This is a genomic window from Flavobacterium aquidurense (assembly GCF_002217195.1).
Lineage (GTDB): Bacteria > Bacteroidota > Bacteroidia > Flavobacteriales > Flavobacteriaceae > Flavobacterium > Flavobacterium frigidimaris.
Map to the genome: position 1 here is coordinate 17,879 of NZ_MUGR01000038.1, position 16,554 is coordinate 34,432.

A 16,554-nucleotide genomic window follows, 5' to 3' on the forward strand; every position below is an offset into this window, starting at 1 on the left:
AATAATAAACATGTGTATTTCAAACCCGACAGGTTTTTGAACCTGTCGGGTTTAAATATACAGAGTAAAAATCAGGATAATATTTTCTCGATTGCGTTCAATTCGTCTGAAGAAAATTCCAGATTTTGCAGGCATTCGATATTATTATTTAGCTGTCGTACAGAACTGGCACCAATTAAAACCGATGTAATTCGCTTGTCTTTTTGCAGCCACGCCAAAGCCATTTGAGCTAAAGACTGATTACGGTTTTGGGCAATTTCATTGAGCTGAACTAATTTCTGAATGCGTTCCTGAGTCACCTCATTTTCTTTTAAATGTCCGTTTGGGTTATGTGCTCTTGAGTTTTCCGGAATTCCGTTTAGGTATTTATCCGTCAAAAGTCCTTGTGCCAAAGGCGAAAAGGCAATACATCCTACCCCTTTTTCTTCCAGAACATCTAATAAACCGTTTTCTACCCAACGCTCCAGCATCGAATATTTAGCCTGATGAATCAAACACGGCGTTCCCAATTGTTTCAATACATCAACCGCAACACGGGTTTGTTCTGCTGAATAGTTACTGATTCCAACATACAACGCTTTTCCGGATCGTACTGCATAATCAAGTGCCATCATGGTTTCCTCAATTGGCGTTTCGGGATCAGGGCGATGCGAATAAAAAATATCTACATAATCTACTTTCATTCTTTTCAGACTCTGGTCTAAACTCGATAATAAATATTTTCTCGACCCCCAATCCCCATAAGGTCCGTCCCACATCGTGTAACCTGCTTTAGTCGAAATGATGATTTCATCGCGTAGATTTCCCTGAAAATTATGCCATAAAATTTTACCAAAATTAGTTTCAGCAGAACCCGGTACAGGTCCGTAGTTATTCGCCAAATCAAAATGGGTAATTCCTTTATCAAAAGCCTCTACAGCAATACTTTCAGCATTTTCAAAGTTATCTACCGATCCGAAATTGTGCCATAACCCTAAAGAGATTTCAGGTAGTAATAACCCGCTTTTTCCACATCTGTTATATTTCATTGTTCTAGTTTAAAGTTGGAAGTTTATAGTTTTTAAAGGTAAAAACAAACCTTATAACTTTAAAAGTAAATTTGCATTAAATTTGTGTAAATAATAAAATTATGGAAAATAATTGGCACAATTTAATTTCGATAAATCCTGACATCCGATTTGGGAAACCTGTTATTACCGGAACCCGAATTTGTATTTCAGATATTCTTTCATGGCTTGCTGCCGGTATGTCTTTCGATGAAATTATAGAAGATTTTCCTGAATTGAAAAGAGAACATATTCCTGCCGCTTTAGCTTTTGCAGCAAATAGAGAAAATATTACAAAAATAATTGCAGCATAATGAAATTACTTTTTGATGCAAATATTTCATGGAGATTAATTAAAGTTGTGGGAGATAATTTTTCAGATTCTTTACATACAAAAGATATAAGATAAATCAACCGGCTAAAGACATTGAAATCTGGCAATTTGCAAAACAAAATAACTTCACCATACTTACTCATGATGATGACTTTGAAAAATTATTACTTTTAAAAGGAGCTCCTCCAAAAGTAATAATTTTAAAAACTTTCAATAAAAATACGAAAGAAATTGCTGAGATTCTTATTTCAAAAAAAGAGACTATTGAATCATTTATAGTAAAAGATGAACTAATGATTTTAGAAATTTACTGATCATTTCATTGTTACACAATTGATCTTTTTTATTCTGTGTGGTTTCTCTAAAACTATAAATAATATGTTTTTTCTAGTCGTGCAAAGACACAACGTTTTATTGAATAGCCGCTAGCTTCAACCAGGAAAACTTAGATTTAAATAGAATAGGGCTTCGCCAAACTATATAACAGTTTTGGCTAAGCCCTATTGATGTGATTTATTTTCTCCCCCAGCTAAAGTTGGACGCTATTCAATGTTCATCTGAAATCAAAATTTGTGTCTTAATTCCTTAAAGCTATCGGGATTTTGTGAAATGTATATGATTAAATTTATCTTTTATTACGATAACCAAAAAAGTATTCTCTACAAATGAATCTTTTCTTTTAGTTCATCAATTTTTTCAGGGATATCGTGTATCTTTTTTAATTTGAAAGAAAGATAAATATAGAAAATACCCAGTGCTATAAAAGCAAAAGCAGTCCAGTACACTAATGAAAGGCCGGCAAAAAGTGGATTCCATAATAAGATCAATGAAAAAATTGTTCCAAGTATTCCTAAAAACAAAAGGTTTTTCCAATCCGGAACGGAATAACTCTTTAAATTAAAAGCGATAACAATAGCCATAACAGAGCGGAATAAAATAACAAAACCCACGTATAAAGGAAGTAATGCAATAGAGATTAACGGATTTGAAATCAATAATATCCCCACAATCAGGCCTATAATTCCTGAGGCTAATGTCCATCCCCAATTGTCTATTTTTTTTCTGTTCGAAAGCGCAAAAATAATATCAAAAATTCCGGTAGCGAGAAACGAAACACTAAACAAAAAGGCCAGTGTTACATAAGCAGCCAAAGGCGTTATAAAAGACCAGACTCCGATTCCAACAAAAAGTATCCCTACTAATAATGGAATGTACCAATAATCAATTGCTATTTTCACTTTTTTAAATAAAGAATTTTCCATAAAAATGTTTTAAAATCATGCCTACTCTATAAAGTTTTCAGCTTACCTTTAAAAATAACTTCTTCCAAAAAAAATCGATAAAGAACTCCGTTTTATTCGAAGTTATCCCAAAGATAACGATTAAAACAATATTCATAAACATTAACTTACAAAAAAACATCTTATAATTGGCTAAATGTTAGCTTTTAAAATTTTAAGATGCAATATGGCCCGGCTTTATTCATAGGTAAATATAAACAAAGAGGAAAAGGCTTTAGCCAAACTTAAATAGTTCGGATAAAGCCCTTTTCTATTACAATATTATTCCCCAACTGAAGCTAGGGGTTGTGCAAAAATAGAAATCGCCACGAATTCACGAAAAAATTGTTTAAAAATTCGTGAATTCGTGGCGAAAAAACTTTCCTATCAGGATTACTCGAGATTAAAAAACTTTGTGCCCTCGAGCCTTTGTGGCAACACTTTATTCTTTTATTTCAAAACCAGCATTCAAACCAGCATCAGAACTTCCTCCCACCATAATTTTAAAAGTTCCCGGTTCTATCAGATAGTTCCCTTCATTATCATAAAAGCCAAGTTCCTTATCTGTCAAAGTAAAACTTATTGTTTTGGTTTCCCCTTTTTTCAAAGTTATCAATTCAAAACCTTTTAGTTCTTTTATTGGTCGAATAACACTTGCATATTCATCGTGAATGTACAATTGCACCACTTCTTTTCCGTCGTAATTTCCTGAGTTGACAACTTCAACACTTACTTGAACATTTTCTCCTTTTGCAAAAGCAGGTTTATTAATTTTCAGGTTTTTATAATCAAACTTTGTATAACTCAAACCAAAACCAAACGGAAACTGAGGCGTTTTCTCCACATCTGTATAATGAGACCAAAAAACGTTTTTATCACTATCTATTGGTCTTCCTGTACTGTATTTGTTATAATAAATCGGAACCTGACCTACATTTCTAGGGAAAGACATTGGCAATTTCCCACTTGGATTGTAATCGCCATACAAAACCTGCGCCACAGCATTTCCGGTTTGAGTTCCCAGATGCCAGGCTTCAACAATTGCCGGAACATGTTCTGCAGCCCACGGAATACTTAATGGACGGCCGTTATTTAAAACCAGAACAATATTTGGATTCACTTTATAAATTTCTTCTAACAATTCTTGTTGTAATCCAGGTAAATTAAGATCTGTTCTACTACGCCCTTCCCCGCTCTGAAAACCGTGCTCTCCTAAAACCATCACAACGACATCTGCATTTTTCGCGGCTGTTTTTGCAGCTTCAAATCCGCTTTTATCAGTGGTATTAAAAACAACCTCATCTAAAAATGATATTTTCCCAACCGTCAGATCGGCACCTTTTTCAAATGTCAGCTGATTGTCTTTGTATTGCTGCATTCCTTCTAAAACCGAAACCGCTGTATTATTATCAGATGCTATTCTCCAACTTCCCAGAGGGCTGTTTTTATCATTTGCCAAAGCACCGATCAAAGCAATTTTTTGTCCTGATTTCTTTAGTGGAAGCAAATTCTTTTCATTTTTCAACAAAACAATAGACTTTTTTGCCATATCCAGCACACCGTCATTATTCGCTTTACTGCCAATAACCGCTTTCTCCCTTTTTTCGTCGCAATATTTGTACGGATCATCAAACAATCCCAATTCAAACTTCACGCGCAAGATTCGGCGAACGGCATCATCAACCAGCGCTTCTTTTACTTTTCCTTCTTTCACTAAACCAACGAGTTTTGCCACATACAAATACGATTCCATGTCCATATCAGAACCCGCAATTACGGCTTTTGCAGTTGCATCAGCTTCGTCTTTTGCATAACCGTGCGCAATCATTTCGCGAATCGAAGCATAATCTGAAATCACAAAACCATCAAACTTCCATTTTCCTTTCAGGATATCCCTTTGCAGGAAAACACTCCCAGTCGCAGGAACGCCGTTCAAAGTATTAAATGAATTCATAAACGTACGCACTCCGGCATCGACAGTTGCCTTAAAAGGAGGCAAAACAGAATTGTATAATTTAGAATTACTGATGTCTACAATATTATATTCCAAACCAGCTTCTACATATCCATAAGCCGCAAAATGTTTCGCGCAAGCTGCAATCGTATTTACTTTCGCTAAATCAGCTATGGTTTCTCCCTGAAAACCGTGCACTCTGGCAATCGCAATTTTACTTCCCAAATATGGATCTTCTCCCGCGCCTTCCATCACACGTCCCCAGCGCGCATCATTTGCGACATCGACATTTGGACCAAAAGTCCAGTTGATTCCGGATGCCGAAGCCTCATCTGCCGCAATCGCCGCCGATTTCTTAATGGCCTCCAGATCCCAACTTGCCGCTTCTGCCAGCGGAATCGGACTCAAGGTTTTATACCCGTGAATGACATCAAAACCAATAATCAATGGAATTCCCAATCGGGTTTCTTCCACCGCAATTTTCTGCACCGCACGCACTTCCTTTACACCACGAACCGTAAGCATCGAGCCTACCCATCCTTTTCGCAGATGTTCGTATTTTAGTTCAGCAGTTCCGCCTTTAGGAGCCGGTCCCGTTACATCCCAAAATCCGTTGTATTGGTTCATTTGCCCCACTTTTTCTTCTAAAGTCATCAACGGCAAAAGCAAATCGATACGTTGCTCAATGGTTTTATTTTTATCCAGATAGGGCTTTTTTTGTGCATTCATATTTCCAACAGTAAACAGGGCAAAAACCCCGATAGTTATTATTTTATTTTTCATTGGTTTTAGGATTGCCACGAAGGCACTAGGACACAAAGTTTATTCTTTACTATCAATGTTTTTAAAGCTTTGCGACTTTGCGTCTTTGCGAGATTGTAATATTCAAAATATTATTTATTAATTCACTTTGGCGATTTACTTTGCGGGACTTCGACTTCGCTCAGTCTGACATAAAATGAGATAAAAAAACCAGCGTCAATCTGTTTAATCCGTAAAATCCGTGGGCAAAAATCTAAAATCTAAAATTCTTCCGTAAAACAAGAAGCAGGCAAATTCGCTTTATTAAACAAATCTGATTGTATCGTATTTCCCCAGGCAAATCTCACTTTTGCAGGATCTGAAACTTTTTTACTCACCAATATCACCTGATTATTTTTTATCGAGGCTTCTGCAGAATAGAATATTCCATCGGCTCCAGCCAATTCAAATTGATTTGATGTTTTGTTTTTAAAATACAAACCGTCGGCATAATCAAAAGAAATAATGGCTTTGTTTTTTTCGACTTTAAAATCTTTAAAAAGTGGTCCGTTTACTATAGTATTATTCATTTTGTACACATCGGCAAGAGTCAAATTTGCCAAACGAATCCCAACATCTTTTTTATTCTTAGGATGAATATCAATCGTGTCTGAAATATCACTTGTTACCACCATTCCGGTTTTTGGAACTTCTTTCAGGATTTTTCTTTGTGAATTTCTAACCGTAACATTTGAGAAATTGTTACTGCCCGTTTTATAAGGTGCAATCTGAACGAAGTAAAACGGAAATTCATCTTGCCACGCTTTTCTCCATGACGTAATCAAAGCAGATAAGGTTTTATCATAAACCAATGATCCCACATTCGATTCGCCCTGATACCAGAGCGTTCCGGCAATTTTAAAACCTGTAAAAGGATAAATCATCGCATTATAAGCACGCCCGGGCTGGCGCGGACCGTATTCTTGTTCGTTTAGTTTTTTGGCATTTTCAAGTAACACAGGATCGTTCTGAACTACTTCTTCCGGCATCCAGATTTCAGCAGGCGTTCCGCCCCAGTTCGAAGAAATCAATCCAATAGGAATATCTTTTAGATCTTCTTGCAGGCGTTTGGCAAAAAAGTAACCAATTGCGCTGAAGTTTTTCATGGTTTCCGGAGTCGATTCGACCCAGTTTCCCAACAGATTATTTTGAGGTGATGTAGCAGTTAATTTTGGAACCGTAAAAAAACGAATATTCGGATTTGTGGCCATTTTCATTTCTTCTTCGCCATTGTCAATCCCCCAGCTTACCGACATTTCCATGTTCGATTGTCCGGAACAAAGCCAGACTTCGCCAATCAGAATGTTCTTCAATACAACTTCGTTATATCCTTTTAGAGAAATGGTATAAGGTCCGCCGGCTTGAGGCGTTTTGATATGCAGTTCCCATTGTGCCTGATTATTCGCTACCACTTTATATTCCTGATTGTTCCAGCCCGAAACCAATCTGATTTCTTCTTTAGGATTTGCCCAGCCCCAAATTTTCACTTCAGCATTGCGCTGTAAAACCATATTATCACCAAAAATATTCGGTAGTGTAACGTTTGCCATCATAGTACTGGAAATCAACAGAAAGAAAGCAAACTTAAATATATTATTTTTCATTTAGCAACTTTTTTAAAAACGGACCATATTCATTGGCCAAAACTTTATGATCAGACACATCAGGATGCCCTGAACAGCCTTTTGGCGTCATAGGTTTAAATTTGAAAATAACAATCGGCTTATGGGTTTTATCAGTTGCAAAAGCCGCTTTTACTTGATTCAGGCACTCTTCAAAAACAATCGCATTTTTTCCATTAATCATCGGACTATTGGTAATGACAATTTGCGCATTTGGATTGTGTTTGTACAACATTTTGATAAAGCTGATGTAATTCGAAACATACTTGTCCGCATTAAAAAGCAAACGTTCTTTTTTGCCATCTCCGCCGGAAAAATCATTGGTTCCTAATGCAATGCTGATAATATCAGGCTGAAAAGCAAAATCATATTTAGGTTTAGAATTGTCTTTCGTTAAATATAAATTCTCATATACATCCGGCATAATTGCTTCGTCTTTATTCTCGTCGTTCCAGTTGCGATACATTCCGATTCCGGAAACCGAACTCATCAGATAATCAACGCCAATTGTTCTCGAAAGTACTGGTCCGTAGGCATAATATCCATTATGGTGATCAAAATATTCTCCTTTATCACAAGGAACATCTGACGGATCGCTTGCTGCGCCACAGGTAATAGAATCTCCAATAAATTCAATTTTCTTTTTCTTTTTGGCATTAATCGAAGTCAGTTTTGCAGTTGTTCCTGCAAATAAAATTCCACCGCTGTGTGCTTCTGTAGTTTTATAAACCTCCAGAGTATGAACCTTTTTATTTGAAGTAATTTTTATTGGAAAAGATTGTACTGCACCTTTTTCAATTTTTAACTTCCCTATATATTTCCCGTCTAAAACCAAAGAAACATAATTATGATGTTCCCAGGAATCAACACTTTGCAATGAAATCGAACATTCATTTCCTGTAAAATTAAAAGCCACAGAAGAAGCCGTTCCGATTAAAACAATCTTATTATCCGAAAGTTTCTCAACTCTGCCTTCATATAGAAAAGTATTTGTTTGTGCAGTCGAAACAATTGAAATCAGCAAAAAAGAAATTAAAAACGTTATTTTTTTGAGAAACATAATTTATTTGTTAAAATATAAATACGATTCACAAATATATCTGAAATAAAGTAGTGGGAAAGATACTAAAACATCAAAAAGTAATAAAAAAACACCAAAATAAAAAGACGTATCTTACGTTCTTATTACCCATCCATACGTGTTTTGCATAACATAACTTTGATATTCAAAAGCTACCGCCTATTTTTATAAATGAAATCTACAATTAATTCTCATAAATGAAATCAACCCTTTATATAGCATTTGCAAGCATTATTTTATGTTCTTCTTTTACTTTAAAAAAAGAATACAAATCTATTAATGCTCCAATCGAAAAGATACAAACTACCATAGATCGTGATTCTATCATTTCTTATTCTAAACAATATTTAGGAACTCCTTATTTATACGCAGGAAACAACCCAAAAAAAGGTTTTGACTGTTCAGGTTTTGTCAATTACATTTTTCAGCATTTTGACGTTACTGTACCGAGAAGTTCAAGTGGTTATAAAAACCTGGGAACGGCAAAAAAAGCCGAAGATTTTAAGGTTGGCGATGTTTTAGTTTTTTACGGCTACAGGAACAAAACTATTGTGGGACATGTCGGAATTATCTGCGAGGCCAATGGCATGCACTCAAAATTTATTCACGCCTCTTCGGGAAAAGCCGGCAGTGTAACGATTAGTGATTTAGATTCTGAACATTATAGCAAACGCTTTTATAAATGCGTTGATGTATTGAAATAAAAGTTTTTTCGCCGCGAATTACAATGAATTATCATTTTTTTCACGCAGATTTAAAAAGATTTTAGCAGATTTAATTGATTTATTGTATAACTTCCAAATAATCCAATTAAATCTGCTTTAATCTGCGTGAAAACAACTGTAGTTATTAGCAAACTTTTTCTATTCTTCCGTTAACAGTTTTATCAAACTTTCATCTCTTTTGTAAACGTCTTTGTAAAAATTCAGATTTCCATCTCTGTCTACCCAAGCTGTGAAATATCCAATATAAACAGGTATTTTCTTTTTTAGCGTGTACCAGCTTTCTTTTCCGGCATGCATCAATTTATCAATTCTTTCCGGAGTCATGCTTGGATCTTGTTTTAAAAGTTCGATGGCTAATTCTCTTGGTTTGCCTACACGAACGCAACCGTGGCTGAAAGCCCTGTTTTCTCTTTCGAACAAACTTTTTGCCGGCGTGTCATGTAAATAGATATTATTTGAATTTGGAAATAAAAACTTCACCAGACCAAGCGAGTTATTTTTTCCGGGTAACTGACGAACTGCTCCATTGTTCCATTCCAGATTTTTCTGAGCTAAATAATTCTTGTTTTTCGCCATTCCGGGTTTTATTTCACTTTTTATGATGCTTGGAGGCACATTCCAATACGGGCTAAAAACAATATTGTTCATCATTCCGCTAAAAACTACGGTTTTGGTCATGGCTCTTCCCACCACAACCGGAGATACAAACACAATCTCATGATTGCGGATCAAATACAATCTAAACTCCGGAATATTAACTTCGATGTATTCTTTACCTTTTTCGAGTTCAGGATCAATCCATCTGCAACGCTCCATGTTGGCAATAATTGTCTTAATTCTATCCGAAACAGGAATATTCAATTCAGCAATATGTTCCGGTAAAATAATATTTTTTGGTGTTAAACCGTGATGCAATTCATAGCTTCTGATTGCTTTTATCAATGTCGAGTCACAAATATTGCTTTTGCTATTTTCTTTAAGTTCACCCGTTATATAAAGCCTTTCTCTGATTTGCCCAATTGCTGCAACAGAATCTCCAAGTTTAAGACTTTTAAAATCTTCTGCTGTTTCGATAGTTTTCCAACCTCCTTTTTTCTCAATCTCTCGATATTGATGAAGGGCGTCACGAAGCTTATAATATTGACTGAACATTTTGCTCTTTTTATCATCACTAATAGTCGATTTTTTATAAATCGAATCTGAAAACACCTGATAATTGACTTTTTTACGAGGTAAAAGCCATTCTAATGATTTGGTCGTTTTTTCGTCTACACCGGATAATTTCTGAACATAGTAAAAATATAAATTCGTAATCATCAAATCGGTATCAGCTTGTGACAATTTGTTTTCAGTAGTATGTTCAAAAACAGAACTGATCTTATCGTTGTAAGGGAAATTAGCTTTCAGACCTTCCTGATCCAATCCTTTGTATTTATTAAATAATGTATTGGCAAACTCGACTATGCCTTTATTATCCAGCCATAATTGGGTTGAATTGTTTTTTTTATACAAAGCCAGAACCTGATCCTGAAATTTAACCAGTTTCGGATAGGTTTGGTAAAAAGCAGCAATACCGGTACTGTCAATTGAAATTTTAAGCTCAGGTACCACTTTCTCTGAAGTCTTTTTTGATTGTTCTTCTTTCTTATCTGCCTTCTTATTACAGGAAATCACAGAAAAAAGAAGCACAGCAGCAATAAGCGGATACAAAATTTTCATAATATTTTTTTTAATAAAAATAGAAAAGTTTTAGTGAAAACAAAGTATTTATACAAAAATTAATAATGGCTTTGCAAAACCGAAAAATAATCCAGCCTGCTCTCTCGTTTCCTTAAATATAAGGCACAAAAAAAACTCCAGGAAACATGACTTAACTGGAGTTTTTCGCTTTATAACCAACCTTTATTTTTAGATTACTGTCCCTTTTAGAGTAAGTACTTTTGGAGTAGTCTCCGCACTTGTTGTTACAGTAACTGTTTTTGTAAAACCACCTTTGTTTGCTGCATTATACGTTGCTGTTACTTTAGCTGATTTACCAGGTAAAATAGGCTCTTTTGTATAATCTGTTGCAGTACATCCACAAGATCCCTGAACGTTTGTAATAACAACCGCAGTTTTTCCTGTATTTTTAAATTCGTAAACAATCGCTTTTGGTGTTCCCTGAGGAATCTGACCTACATCGATAGTTTCTGCTTTCCATACAATTGTAGAAGCTGTAGCTTCAACTATTTTTTCTTCAGAAGTCATAGATTGTATAGGTGCAATTGCTGAAAAAGACATTAAGCTTAAAGCTAAGGCTAACATCGAAATTTTAATCATTTTCATAGTTATATAATTTAATGGTTTATAGTTCTAATTTTGTTTTACAAAGGTAATTCAGACAAATCCGAATCGCTGTTAACCGATTTCAAATCTTTGTTAATGACTTGTTAATCGGCGTTTTTAAATCTAAATTTGATTAATATTACATTCTAAAAACTGCATTCTTGAAAATAAACAAACTCAATAGTATTATCCTTCTGGGACTTGTCGCCATTATAAGCATTTTGGTAGCGCAATTGCTTTGGACTAAAGAGGCTTTTACTTTAGAACAAAAAAAACTAAGTCAGAAAACCCATATTGCTTTACTTGAAGTTGCCCGAAAATTGTACAAAGGCACCAATCATGAATTGCCGGCACAAAACCCGGTGCAGAAAATTGCCAACGATTACTATATCGTAAATATCGACAATGATTTTGAACCTGATATCTTAGAATTTTATCTGAAAACGGAATTCAAAAAAATGAATATTACGACTGATTTTGAATATGCGATGTACAATTGCCAAAGTGATGAAATGATTTATGGCAATTATATTTCTTTGTCACAAAAAGGGAAAGGAAAACAATCCGTGCATTTTCCGAAGCACAAAAATCTGGTGTATTATTTTGCAATTCGTTTTCCTAATGAAACCTCGTATTTATTCAGTTCAATGCGATTTTGGTTTGTACTTTCGATTGCCCTGATTCTTATTTTATTGATTTATGTGTATTCGATTTTTACGCTTTTACAGCAAAAAAAATACTCTGAACTGCAACGGGATTTTATTAATAATATGACCCATGAATTCAAAACGCCTTTATCTTCTATTTTAATTGCATCAAAATACTTAAGTGAACAAAATCCGATTAAAGAAGATAAAAAACTGCACACGTATACCAATATTATTATCAATCAGAGTCATAAACTGAACCATCATATTGAGAAAATTTTAAATATTGCCAGATCGGATTCTGCACCTTTAGAATTAAAAAAAGAAACGATTGCAATTGTTCCGATTATTCAGGAAACAATCGAAAATATTCAGTTAAAATACCCTGAGGCGAGTATTAAAATCGAAACACTTTCGAATGATTATCAAATAGAAACAGATGTTTTTCACTTCACCAATTTAGTGTATAATTTACTGGACAATGCTGTAAAATACTGCAACGAAAAACCAGAAATTACTATTAAAATTGCAATAGAAAGTGCATGTCTAAAATTAGCTTTTATTGATAACGGGATTGGAATTTCGACAAAAAATATTTCTTTTATCTTTGATAAGTTCTATAGGGCCAAAAACGAAAAAAGCAATGAAGTAACTGGCTTTGGACTTGGCTTATATTATGTAAAAGAGATTTGTAACCTGCACAATTGGAAAATAAAAGCCGAAAACAATTCAACAAACGGTATGACTATAACTTTATCAATTCCTTATAAAAAATGAAACAATTCAAAATACTTTATACCGAAGACGATGAAACATTAGCTTTTTTGACCAAAGACAATTTGGAACAAAACAACTATGAGGTGGTGCATTGCTGCGACGGAAAACTGGGCCTGGAAACCTTTAAAAAAGAAATTTTCGACATTTGTATTTTTGATATCATGATGCCCAAAATGGATGGTTTTGAACTGGCTACTGAAATCAGAAAAACGAATACTGATATTCCGATTATTTTTCTTTCGGCTAAAACGTTAAAAGAAGATCGTATTAAAGGACTGCGATTGGGCGCCGATGATTATTTGGTAAAGCCTTTTAGTATTGAAGAATTGCTTTTGAAAATTGAAATTTTCCTGAAGCGTTCCCAGAAAAATATTCCGGCAGACAAATCGGTTTACGAAATTGGAAAGTACCAGTTTGACACCAATAATTTTATTCTTTTTAATGAGAATGAAAAAATCAGCCTTACGCAACGCGAAGCCGACTTACTAAAATTATTTCTGGACAATAAGAATCTGGTTTTAAAAAGAGAACAAATTTTAACTTCACTCTGGGGAACTGATGATTATTTCATGGGACGAAGCCTGGACGTTTTTATTTCACGTCTGCGTAAAATTCTGATGAACGAAACAGGAATTTCTATAGAAAACCTTCATGGAATTGGGTTTAGGTTTACGATTGTTTAGAAATTTAAGTCTTTTGAAAGAAAAACTAAACGGTAAATACTTTTTTAATAACAGCTCTCAATCAAAGTAACCCCAGTATAAAAAACAGTCTTTGCTTTATTAGTGATAATGTAAATAAAATAGTTATGAAACCCTTCTTGTAAATTCATAAATTAAACAATAACAATTCTGCTAAAAATAAGGAAAAAACTGTAAAATAAGTTTTAAAAACTTTCGTAATTTTAAGATATAAATTTCTCTCGATATGAAATTACATCACTTACGCAATGCCACTTTAGTTATCGAAACGGAAACCGATGTTATATTGGTGGATCCCATGTTAGGAAAAAGAAAAACGATTCCGCCTTTTACAATTTTTCGTTATAAACCTCATAGAAATCCACTTGTTGCTTTACCCAAAAATAGCAGGGACATTTTAAGCAGAGTAACTATTTGCCTGATTACCCATTTACATCCTGATCATATTGACAAAGCCGGAGAAATTTTTTTAAGACGAAAAAGCATTCCTGTCATTTGCAGCGCAAAAGATGAAAATGCTTTAACAAAAAGAGGGTTAACTATTACCCAACGTTTGAATTATTGGGAGCCACAAGAATTTTTAGGGGGCAAAATCACAGGAATTCCTGCCATTCACGGTTACGGATTTATTGCAAAACTGATGGGAAATGTGATGGGTTTTTATATTGAATTACCCAACCAAAAATCAATTTATATCAGTTCTGATACGATTTTCACAGAACACGTTCAAAAGGTTTTAATCGAATTTAAACCGGACATTGCAACAGTTGCCTGCGGAACGGCACGATTAGATATTGGTCAGCCTTTATTGATGCGTATGAATGATATTTTGAAGTTTGCCGCCCTGGCTCCCGGAAAAGTTTTTGCCAATCATTTAGAAGCTTTAAATCATTGCCCAACAACGAGAGCCCAATTAAAATCAGCACTTGCTGAACATCATCTTTTAGATAAAGTTGCCATTCCAAATGATGGAACCAGTTTGGAATATTGATTTATAAAACCAGTAATCCAAATTCACGCAATGTATTAATTGGTTTTGAATACCAAAATAATTCAAAGTCCTCTAAATTGGTTTCAAAGTCGGCCTTTACTTCCTGAAAAGTATAATTCTTAGCATTTGAAATCGTTATTTTGGTTAAAATCTCTACCAGCCATTCCCCTTCTTCCTTATTGGTCTGAAGGTTGAAACTTTCTTTTTTATCATGAAAAGTAAAAGTCATGATTTCCCAGGATCTTCCTTTCTTAGATTTTGTGAAATGTTCAACAAAAGGCTTTCCTCCTAACCAAACGACTTTTGCATTTGGTTTGGTATTAAAATCATTTCCTTCTTCCAATGCATTAAAAATAAAATCAGGATCTATTTTTGTTTTCGGAATTTTAAAATCAAACCAATCTTGCAGTTCATAATCAAAACAGATTCCGTGCATGAAATTAAAGAGCGATTTCTTTAATCCGAAACTAAATTTATCATGATTGATTCCTGTAGAATCTGTATAATCAATATCGTTGTTAGCAAAAGTTCCAATGGCTTCGGTCTTTTTTGTTACGCCAAATTTCTCCGGATACAGCCCAACCGGACTATGCGCTGTCATGGCGAACTGATGCCAAAAACCGGATTGCAGAATTCCTGCTTCAAATAATTGGCGTACCATTTCGAGACTGTCAACAGTTTCCTGAATGGTTTGTGTTGGATATCCATACATCAAATACGCATGAACCATAATTCCGGCTTCGGTAAAATTTCGCGTCACTTTTGCCACTTGTTCCACCGTTACCCCTTTGTCTATTAGTTTTAATAATCGGTCAGAAGCAACTTCTAAACCACCGGAAACAGCAATACATCCGGAAGCTTTTAATAACAAACACAAATCTTTAGAAAAACTTTTCTCAAATCGAATATTTGTCCACCACGTAACAGCTAATTTTCTGCGTAAAATTTCTAAAGCCAAAGCACGCATCAAAGCAGGAGGAGCTGCTTCATCGACAAAATGGAATCCGTTTTGCCCTGTTTGCAGCATCATATCTTCCATTCGATCGCACAACAAATTGGCAGCAACAGGTTCGTATACTTTGATATAATCTAACGAAATATCACAAAAAGTACATTTTCCCCAATAGCAACCGTGCGCCATGGTGAGTTTATTCCAACGTCCGTCGCTCCACATTCTGTGCATTGGATTCACGATTTCGATTACCGAAATGTATTTATCCAAAGACAAATCAGAATAATCAGGCGTTCCTACATAAGCCTGTTTGTAATCGTGTTTTAAAGAATTGTTTTTGTACACTACTTTTCCGTCTTCTAATAAAAAAGTTCTTTTATAACGCTTCTCGTCCCTCGACTCCGCTCGGGATGACAAATTTTCAACAAGTTCTTCAATTGGAACTTCTCCATCATCTAAAGTGATAAAATCGAAAAACTCGAAAACACGAGCATCTGAAAGTGAACGTAATTCGGTATTAGGAAAACCGCCACCCATCGAAATTTTGATTTCGGGATGATGTTGCTTGATCCATTGTGCACATCTGAAAGCGCTGTATAAATTCCCCGGAAAGGGAACAGAAATCAGAAAAAATGTAGGCTGAATCGTTTCAATCTTCGCTTTTAAAATCGAAATTAAAATCGCATCTATATAAGTGGGTTCTTGCTGTAAAGCCTCATACAATTCATCAAATGAATTGGCGCTTCGGCCTAAACGCTCAGCATATCGGCTAAAGCCAAAATTTTCATCGACACATTCAACAATATAATCGGAGATATCTTCAAGATACAAAGTTGCCAAATGTTTCGCTTTATCCTGAGTTCCCATGGTTCCAAATGCCCAATCCAATTCTTCTAACTGTGCAAAACGAGACGCTTCCGGCAGAAAATCTTCCTGACAAATCTGCAAGGCCAATGTTGGATTTTTCCCCTGTAAAAACTGAATTACAGCATCAATAGTTTTGATGTATTCATCCTGTAAAGCAAAAATACGTTTAGAGTTATCAGATGTTTCAGAACCTGAAACTTGAAACCTGAAACCTGAAACTTCAAACAAATCAATCAATCCTTTTTTCGAAAACAATTCTAAAATCACATCAATACCCAAATCTGCCTGAACCGATTCGATCTTTTTTGTGTTTAGAAATCCTTTTATATACGCTGTCGCCGGATACGGAGTATTCAGTTGGGTAAAAGGCGGGGTAACAACAAAAAGTTTCGTTTTCAAAAGAATTTATTTTTTGCAAAAATACAGGATATTTAGAGACTTTTCAGGAAAA

General features: G+C 34.9%; 14 protein-coding genes. 6 read left to right on the forward strand and 8 right to left on the reverse strand.

Going from position 1 to position 16,554, the window contains the following annotated elements; genetic code table 11:
* Positions 1 to 71: 71 nt before the first annotated feature.
* Positions 72 to 1,028 (reverse strand): L-glyceraldehyde 3-phosphate reductase, encoded by a 957-nt coding sequence (mgrA, locus tag B0A67_RS19440; RefSeq protein WP_072961546.1) that lies wholly within the window; start codon positions 1,026 to 1,028, stop codon positions 72 to 74.
* A gap of 101 nt (positions 1,029 to 1,129) precedes the next feature.
* Here mgrA and B0A67_RS19445 point away from each other — a divergent pair, with 101 nt between their 5' ends.
* Both B0A67_RS19445 and B0A67_RS25235 read left to right on the forward strand, forming a co-directional pair.
* Positions 1,130 to 1,360, forward strand: coding sequence for a DUF433 domain-containing protein (locus B0A67_RS19445; RefSeq protein WP_072961549.1), 231 nt, complete (start codon positions 1,130 to 1,132; stop codon positions 1,358 to 1,360).
* Between the two features lie 151 nt (positions 1,361 to 1,511).
* Positions 1,512 to 1,694: a DUF5615 family PIN-like protein gene (locus B0A67_RS25235; RefSeq protein WP_242670992.1), complete on the forward strand. Its 183-nt coding sequence runs from the start codon at positions 1,512 to 1,514 to the stop codon at positions 1,692 to 1,694.
* Between the two features lie 345 nt (positions 1,695 to 2,039).
* On the opposite strand, the gene B0A67_RS19455 is transcribed toward B0A67_RS25235, so the two are convergent.
* The 4 genes from B0A67_RS19455 to B0A67_RS19470 form a co-directional block, all read right to left on the reverse strand.
* Positions 2,040 to 2,642 (reverse strand): HdeD family acid-resistance protein, encoded by a 603-nt coding sequence (locus B0A67_RS19455; protein WP_072961552.1) that lies wholly within the window; start codon positions 2,640 to 2,642, stop codon positions 2,040 to 2,042.
* A gap of 460 nt (positions 2,643 to 3,102) precedes the next feature.
* Positions 3,103 to 5,397 carry a beta-glucosidase BglX gene (gene bglX, locus B0A67_RS19460; RefSeq protein WP_089069570.1) on the reverse strand — a complete coding sequence of 765 codons (2,295 nt, stop codon included), beginning with the start codon at positions 5,395 to 5,397 and terminating at the stop codon, positions 3,103 to 3,105.
* A 239-nt stretch (positions 5,398 to 5,636) separates the two neighbouring features.
* Positions 5,637 to 7,019, reverse strand: coding sequence for a sialate O-acetylesterase (locus B0A67_RS19465; RefSeq protein WP_072961559.1), 1,383 nt, complete (start codon positions 7,017 to 7,019; stop codon positions 5,637 to 5,639).
* The gene (locus tag B0A67_RS19470; RefSeq protein ID WP_072961563.1) at positions 7,009 to 8,097 is read right to left on the reverse strand and encodes an SGNH/GDSL hydrolase family protein; all 1,089 of its coding nucleotides are present in this window, start codon (positions 8,095 to 8,097) and stop codon (positions 7,009 to 7,011) included. The genes B0A67_RS19465 and B0A67_RS19470 overlap by 11 nt, the downstream gene beginning before the upstream one ends.
* Before the next feature lie 218 nt (positions 8,098 to 8,315).
* Here B0A67_RS19470 and B0A67_RS19475 point away from each other — a divergent pair, with 218 nt between their 5' ends.
* Positions 8,316 to 8,822: a C40 family peptidase gene (locus B0A67_RS19475; protein ID WP_072961567.1), complete on the forward strand. Its 507-nt coding sequence runs from the start codon at positions 8,316 to 8,318 to the stop codon at positions 8,820 to 8,822.
* A 159-nt stretch (positions 8,823 to 8,981) separates the two neighbouring features.
* Here the strand turns inward: B0A67_RS19475 and B0A67_RS19480 are convergent, their stop codons facing one another.
* Both B0A67_RS19480 and B0A67_RS19485 read right to left on the reverse strand, forming a co-directional pair.
* Positions 8,982 to 10,562 carry a L,D-transpeptidase family protein gene (locus B0A67_RS19480; RefSeq protein WP_072961572.1) on the reverse strand — a complete coding sequence of 527 codons (1,581 nt, stop codon included), beginning with the start codon at positions 10,560 to 10,562 and terminating at the stop codon, positions 8,982 to 8,984.
* A 189-nt stretch (positions 10,563 to 10,751) separates the two neighbouring features.
* On the reverse strand, positions 10,752 to 11,168 hold the full coding sequence (locus tag B0A67_RS19485; protein ID WP_072961576.1) for a DUF1573 domain-containing protein: 417 nt from the start codon (positions 11,166 to 11,168) through the stop codon (positions 10,752 to 10,754).
* A gap of 161 nt (positions 11,169 to 11,329) precedes the next feature.
* Here B0A67_RS19485 and B0A67_RS19490 point away from each other — a divergent pair, with 161 nt between their 5' ends.
* From B0A67_RS19490 to B0A67_RS19500, 3 genes are all read left to right on the forward strand, one after another.
* On the forward strand, positions 11,330 to 12,592 hold the full coding sequence (locus B0A67_RS19490) for a sensor histidine kinase (RefSeq protein ID WP_072961580.1): 1,263 nt from the start codon (positions 11,330 to 11,332) through the stop codon (positions 12,590 to 12,592).
* Positions 12,589 to 13,275: a response regulator transcription factor gene (locus tag B0A67_RS19495; protein ID WP_072961583.1), complete on the forward strand. Its 687-nt coding sequence runs from the start codon at positions 12,589 to 12,591 to the stop codon at positions 13,273 to 13,275. The genes B0A67_RS19490 and B0A67_RS19495 overlap by 4 nt, the downstream gene beginning before the upstream one ends.
* A gap of 244 nt (positions 13,276 to 13,519) precedes the next feature.
* Positions 13,520 to 14,284, forward strand: coding sequence for an MBL fold metallo-hydrolase (locus B0A67_RS19500; protein ID WP_072961587.1), 765 nt, complete (start codon positions 13,520 to 13,522; stop codon positions 14,282 to 14,284).
* A 1-nt stretch (position 14,285) separates the two neighbouring features.
* Here B0A67_RS19500 and B0A67_RS19505 read toward each other — a convergent pair whose 3' ends face one another.
* Entirely contained in the window at positions 14,286 to 16,502 is a 2,217-nt protein-coding gene (locus B0A67_RS19505) for a B12-binding domain-containing radical SAM protein (protein WP_072961591.1), read from the reverse strand.
* Positions 16,503 to 16,554: the final 52 nt, after the last annotated feature.

Bases quoted from the DNA above. Each gene is read 5' to 3' on its own strand.
- bglX (WP_089069570.1), bottom strand. From the start codon at position 5,397: ATGAAAAATAAAATAATAACTATCGGGGTTTTTGCCCTGTTTACTGTT.
- mgrA (WP_072961546.1), bottom strand. From the start codon at position 1,028: ATGAAATATAACAGATGTGGAAAAAGCGGGTTATTACTACCTGAAATC.
- B0A67_RS19480 (WP_072961572.1), bottom strand. From the start codon at position 10,562: ATGAAAATTTTGTATCCGCTTATTGCTGCTGTGCTTCTTTTTTCTGTG.
- B0A67_RS19455 (WP_072961552.1), bottom strand. From the start codon at position 2,642: ATGGAAAATTCTTTATTTAAAAAAGTGAAAATAGCAATTGATTATTGG.
- B0A67_RS19485 (WP_072961576.1), bottom strand. From the start codon at position 11,168: ATGAAAATGATTAAAATTTCGATGTTAGCCTTAGCTTTAAGCTTAATG.
- B0A67_RS19445 (WP_072961549.1), top strand. From the start codon at position 1,130: ATGGAAAATAATTGGCACAATTTAATTTCGATAAATCCTGACATCCGA.
- B0A67_RS19495 (WP_072961583.1), top strand. From the start codon at position 12,589: ATGAAACAATTCAAAATACTTTATACCGAAGACGATGAAACATTAGCT.
- B0A67_RS19475 (WP_072961567.1), top strand. From the start codon at position 8,316: ATGAAATCAACCCTTTATATAGCATTTGCAAGCATTATTTTATGTTCT.
- B0A67_RS19465 (WP_072961559.1), bottom strand. From the start codon at position 7,019: ATGAAAAATAATATATTTAAGTTTGCTTTCTTTCTGTTGATTTCCAGT.
- B0A67_RS19470 (WP_072961563.1), bottom strand. From the start codon at position 8,097: ATGTTTCTCAAAAAAATAACGTTTTTAATTTCTTTTTTGCTGATTTCA.
- B0A67_RS19500 (WP_072961587.1), top strand. From the start codon at position 13,520: ATGAAATTACATCACTTACGCAATGCCACTTTAGTTATCGAAACGGAA.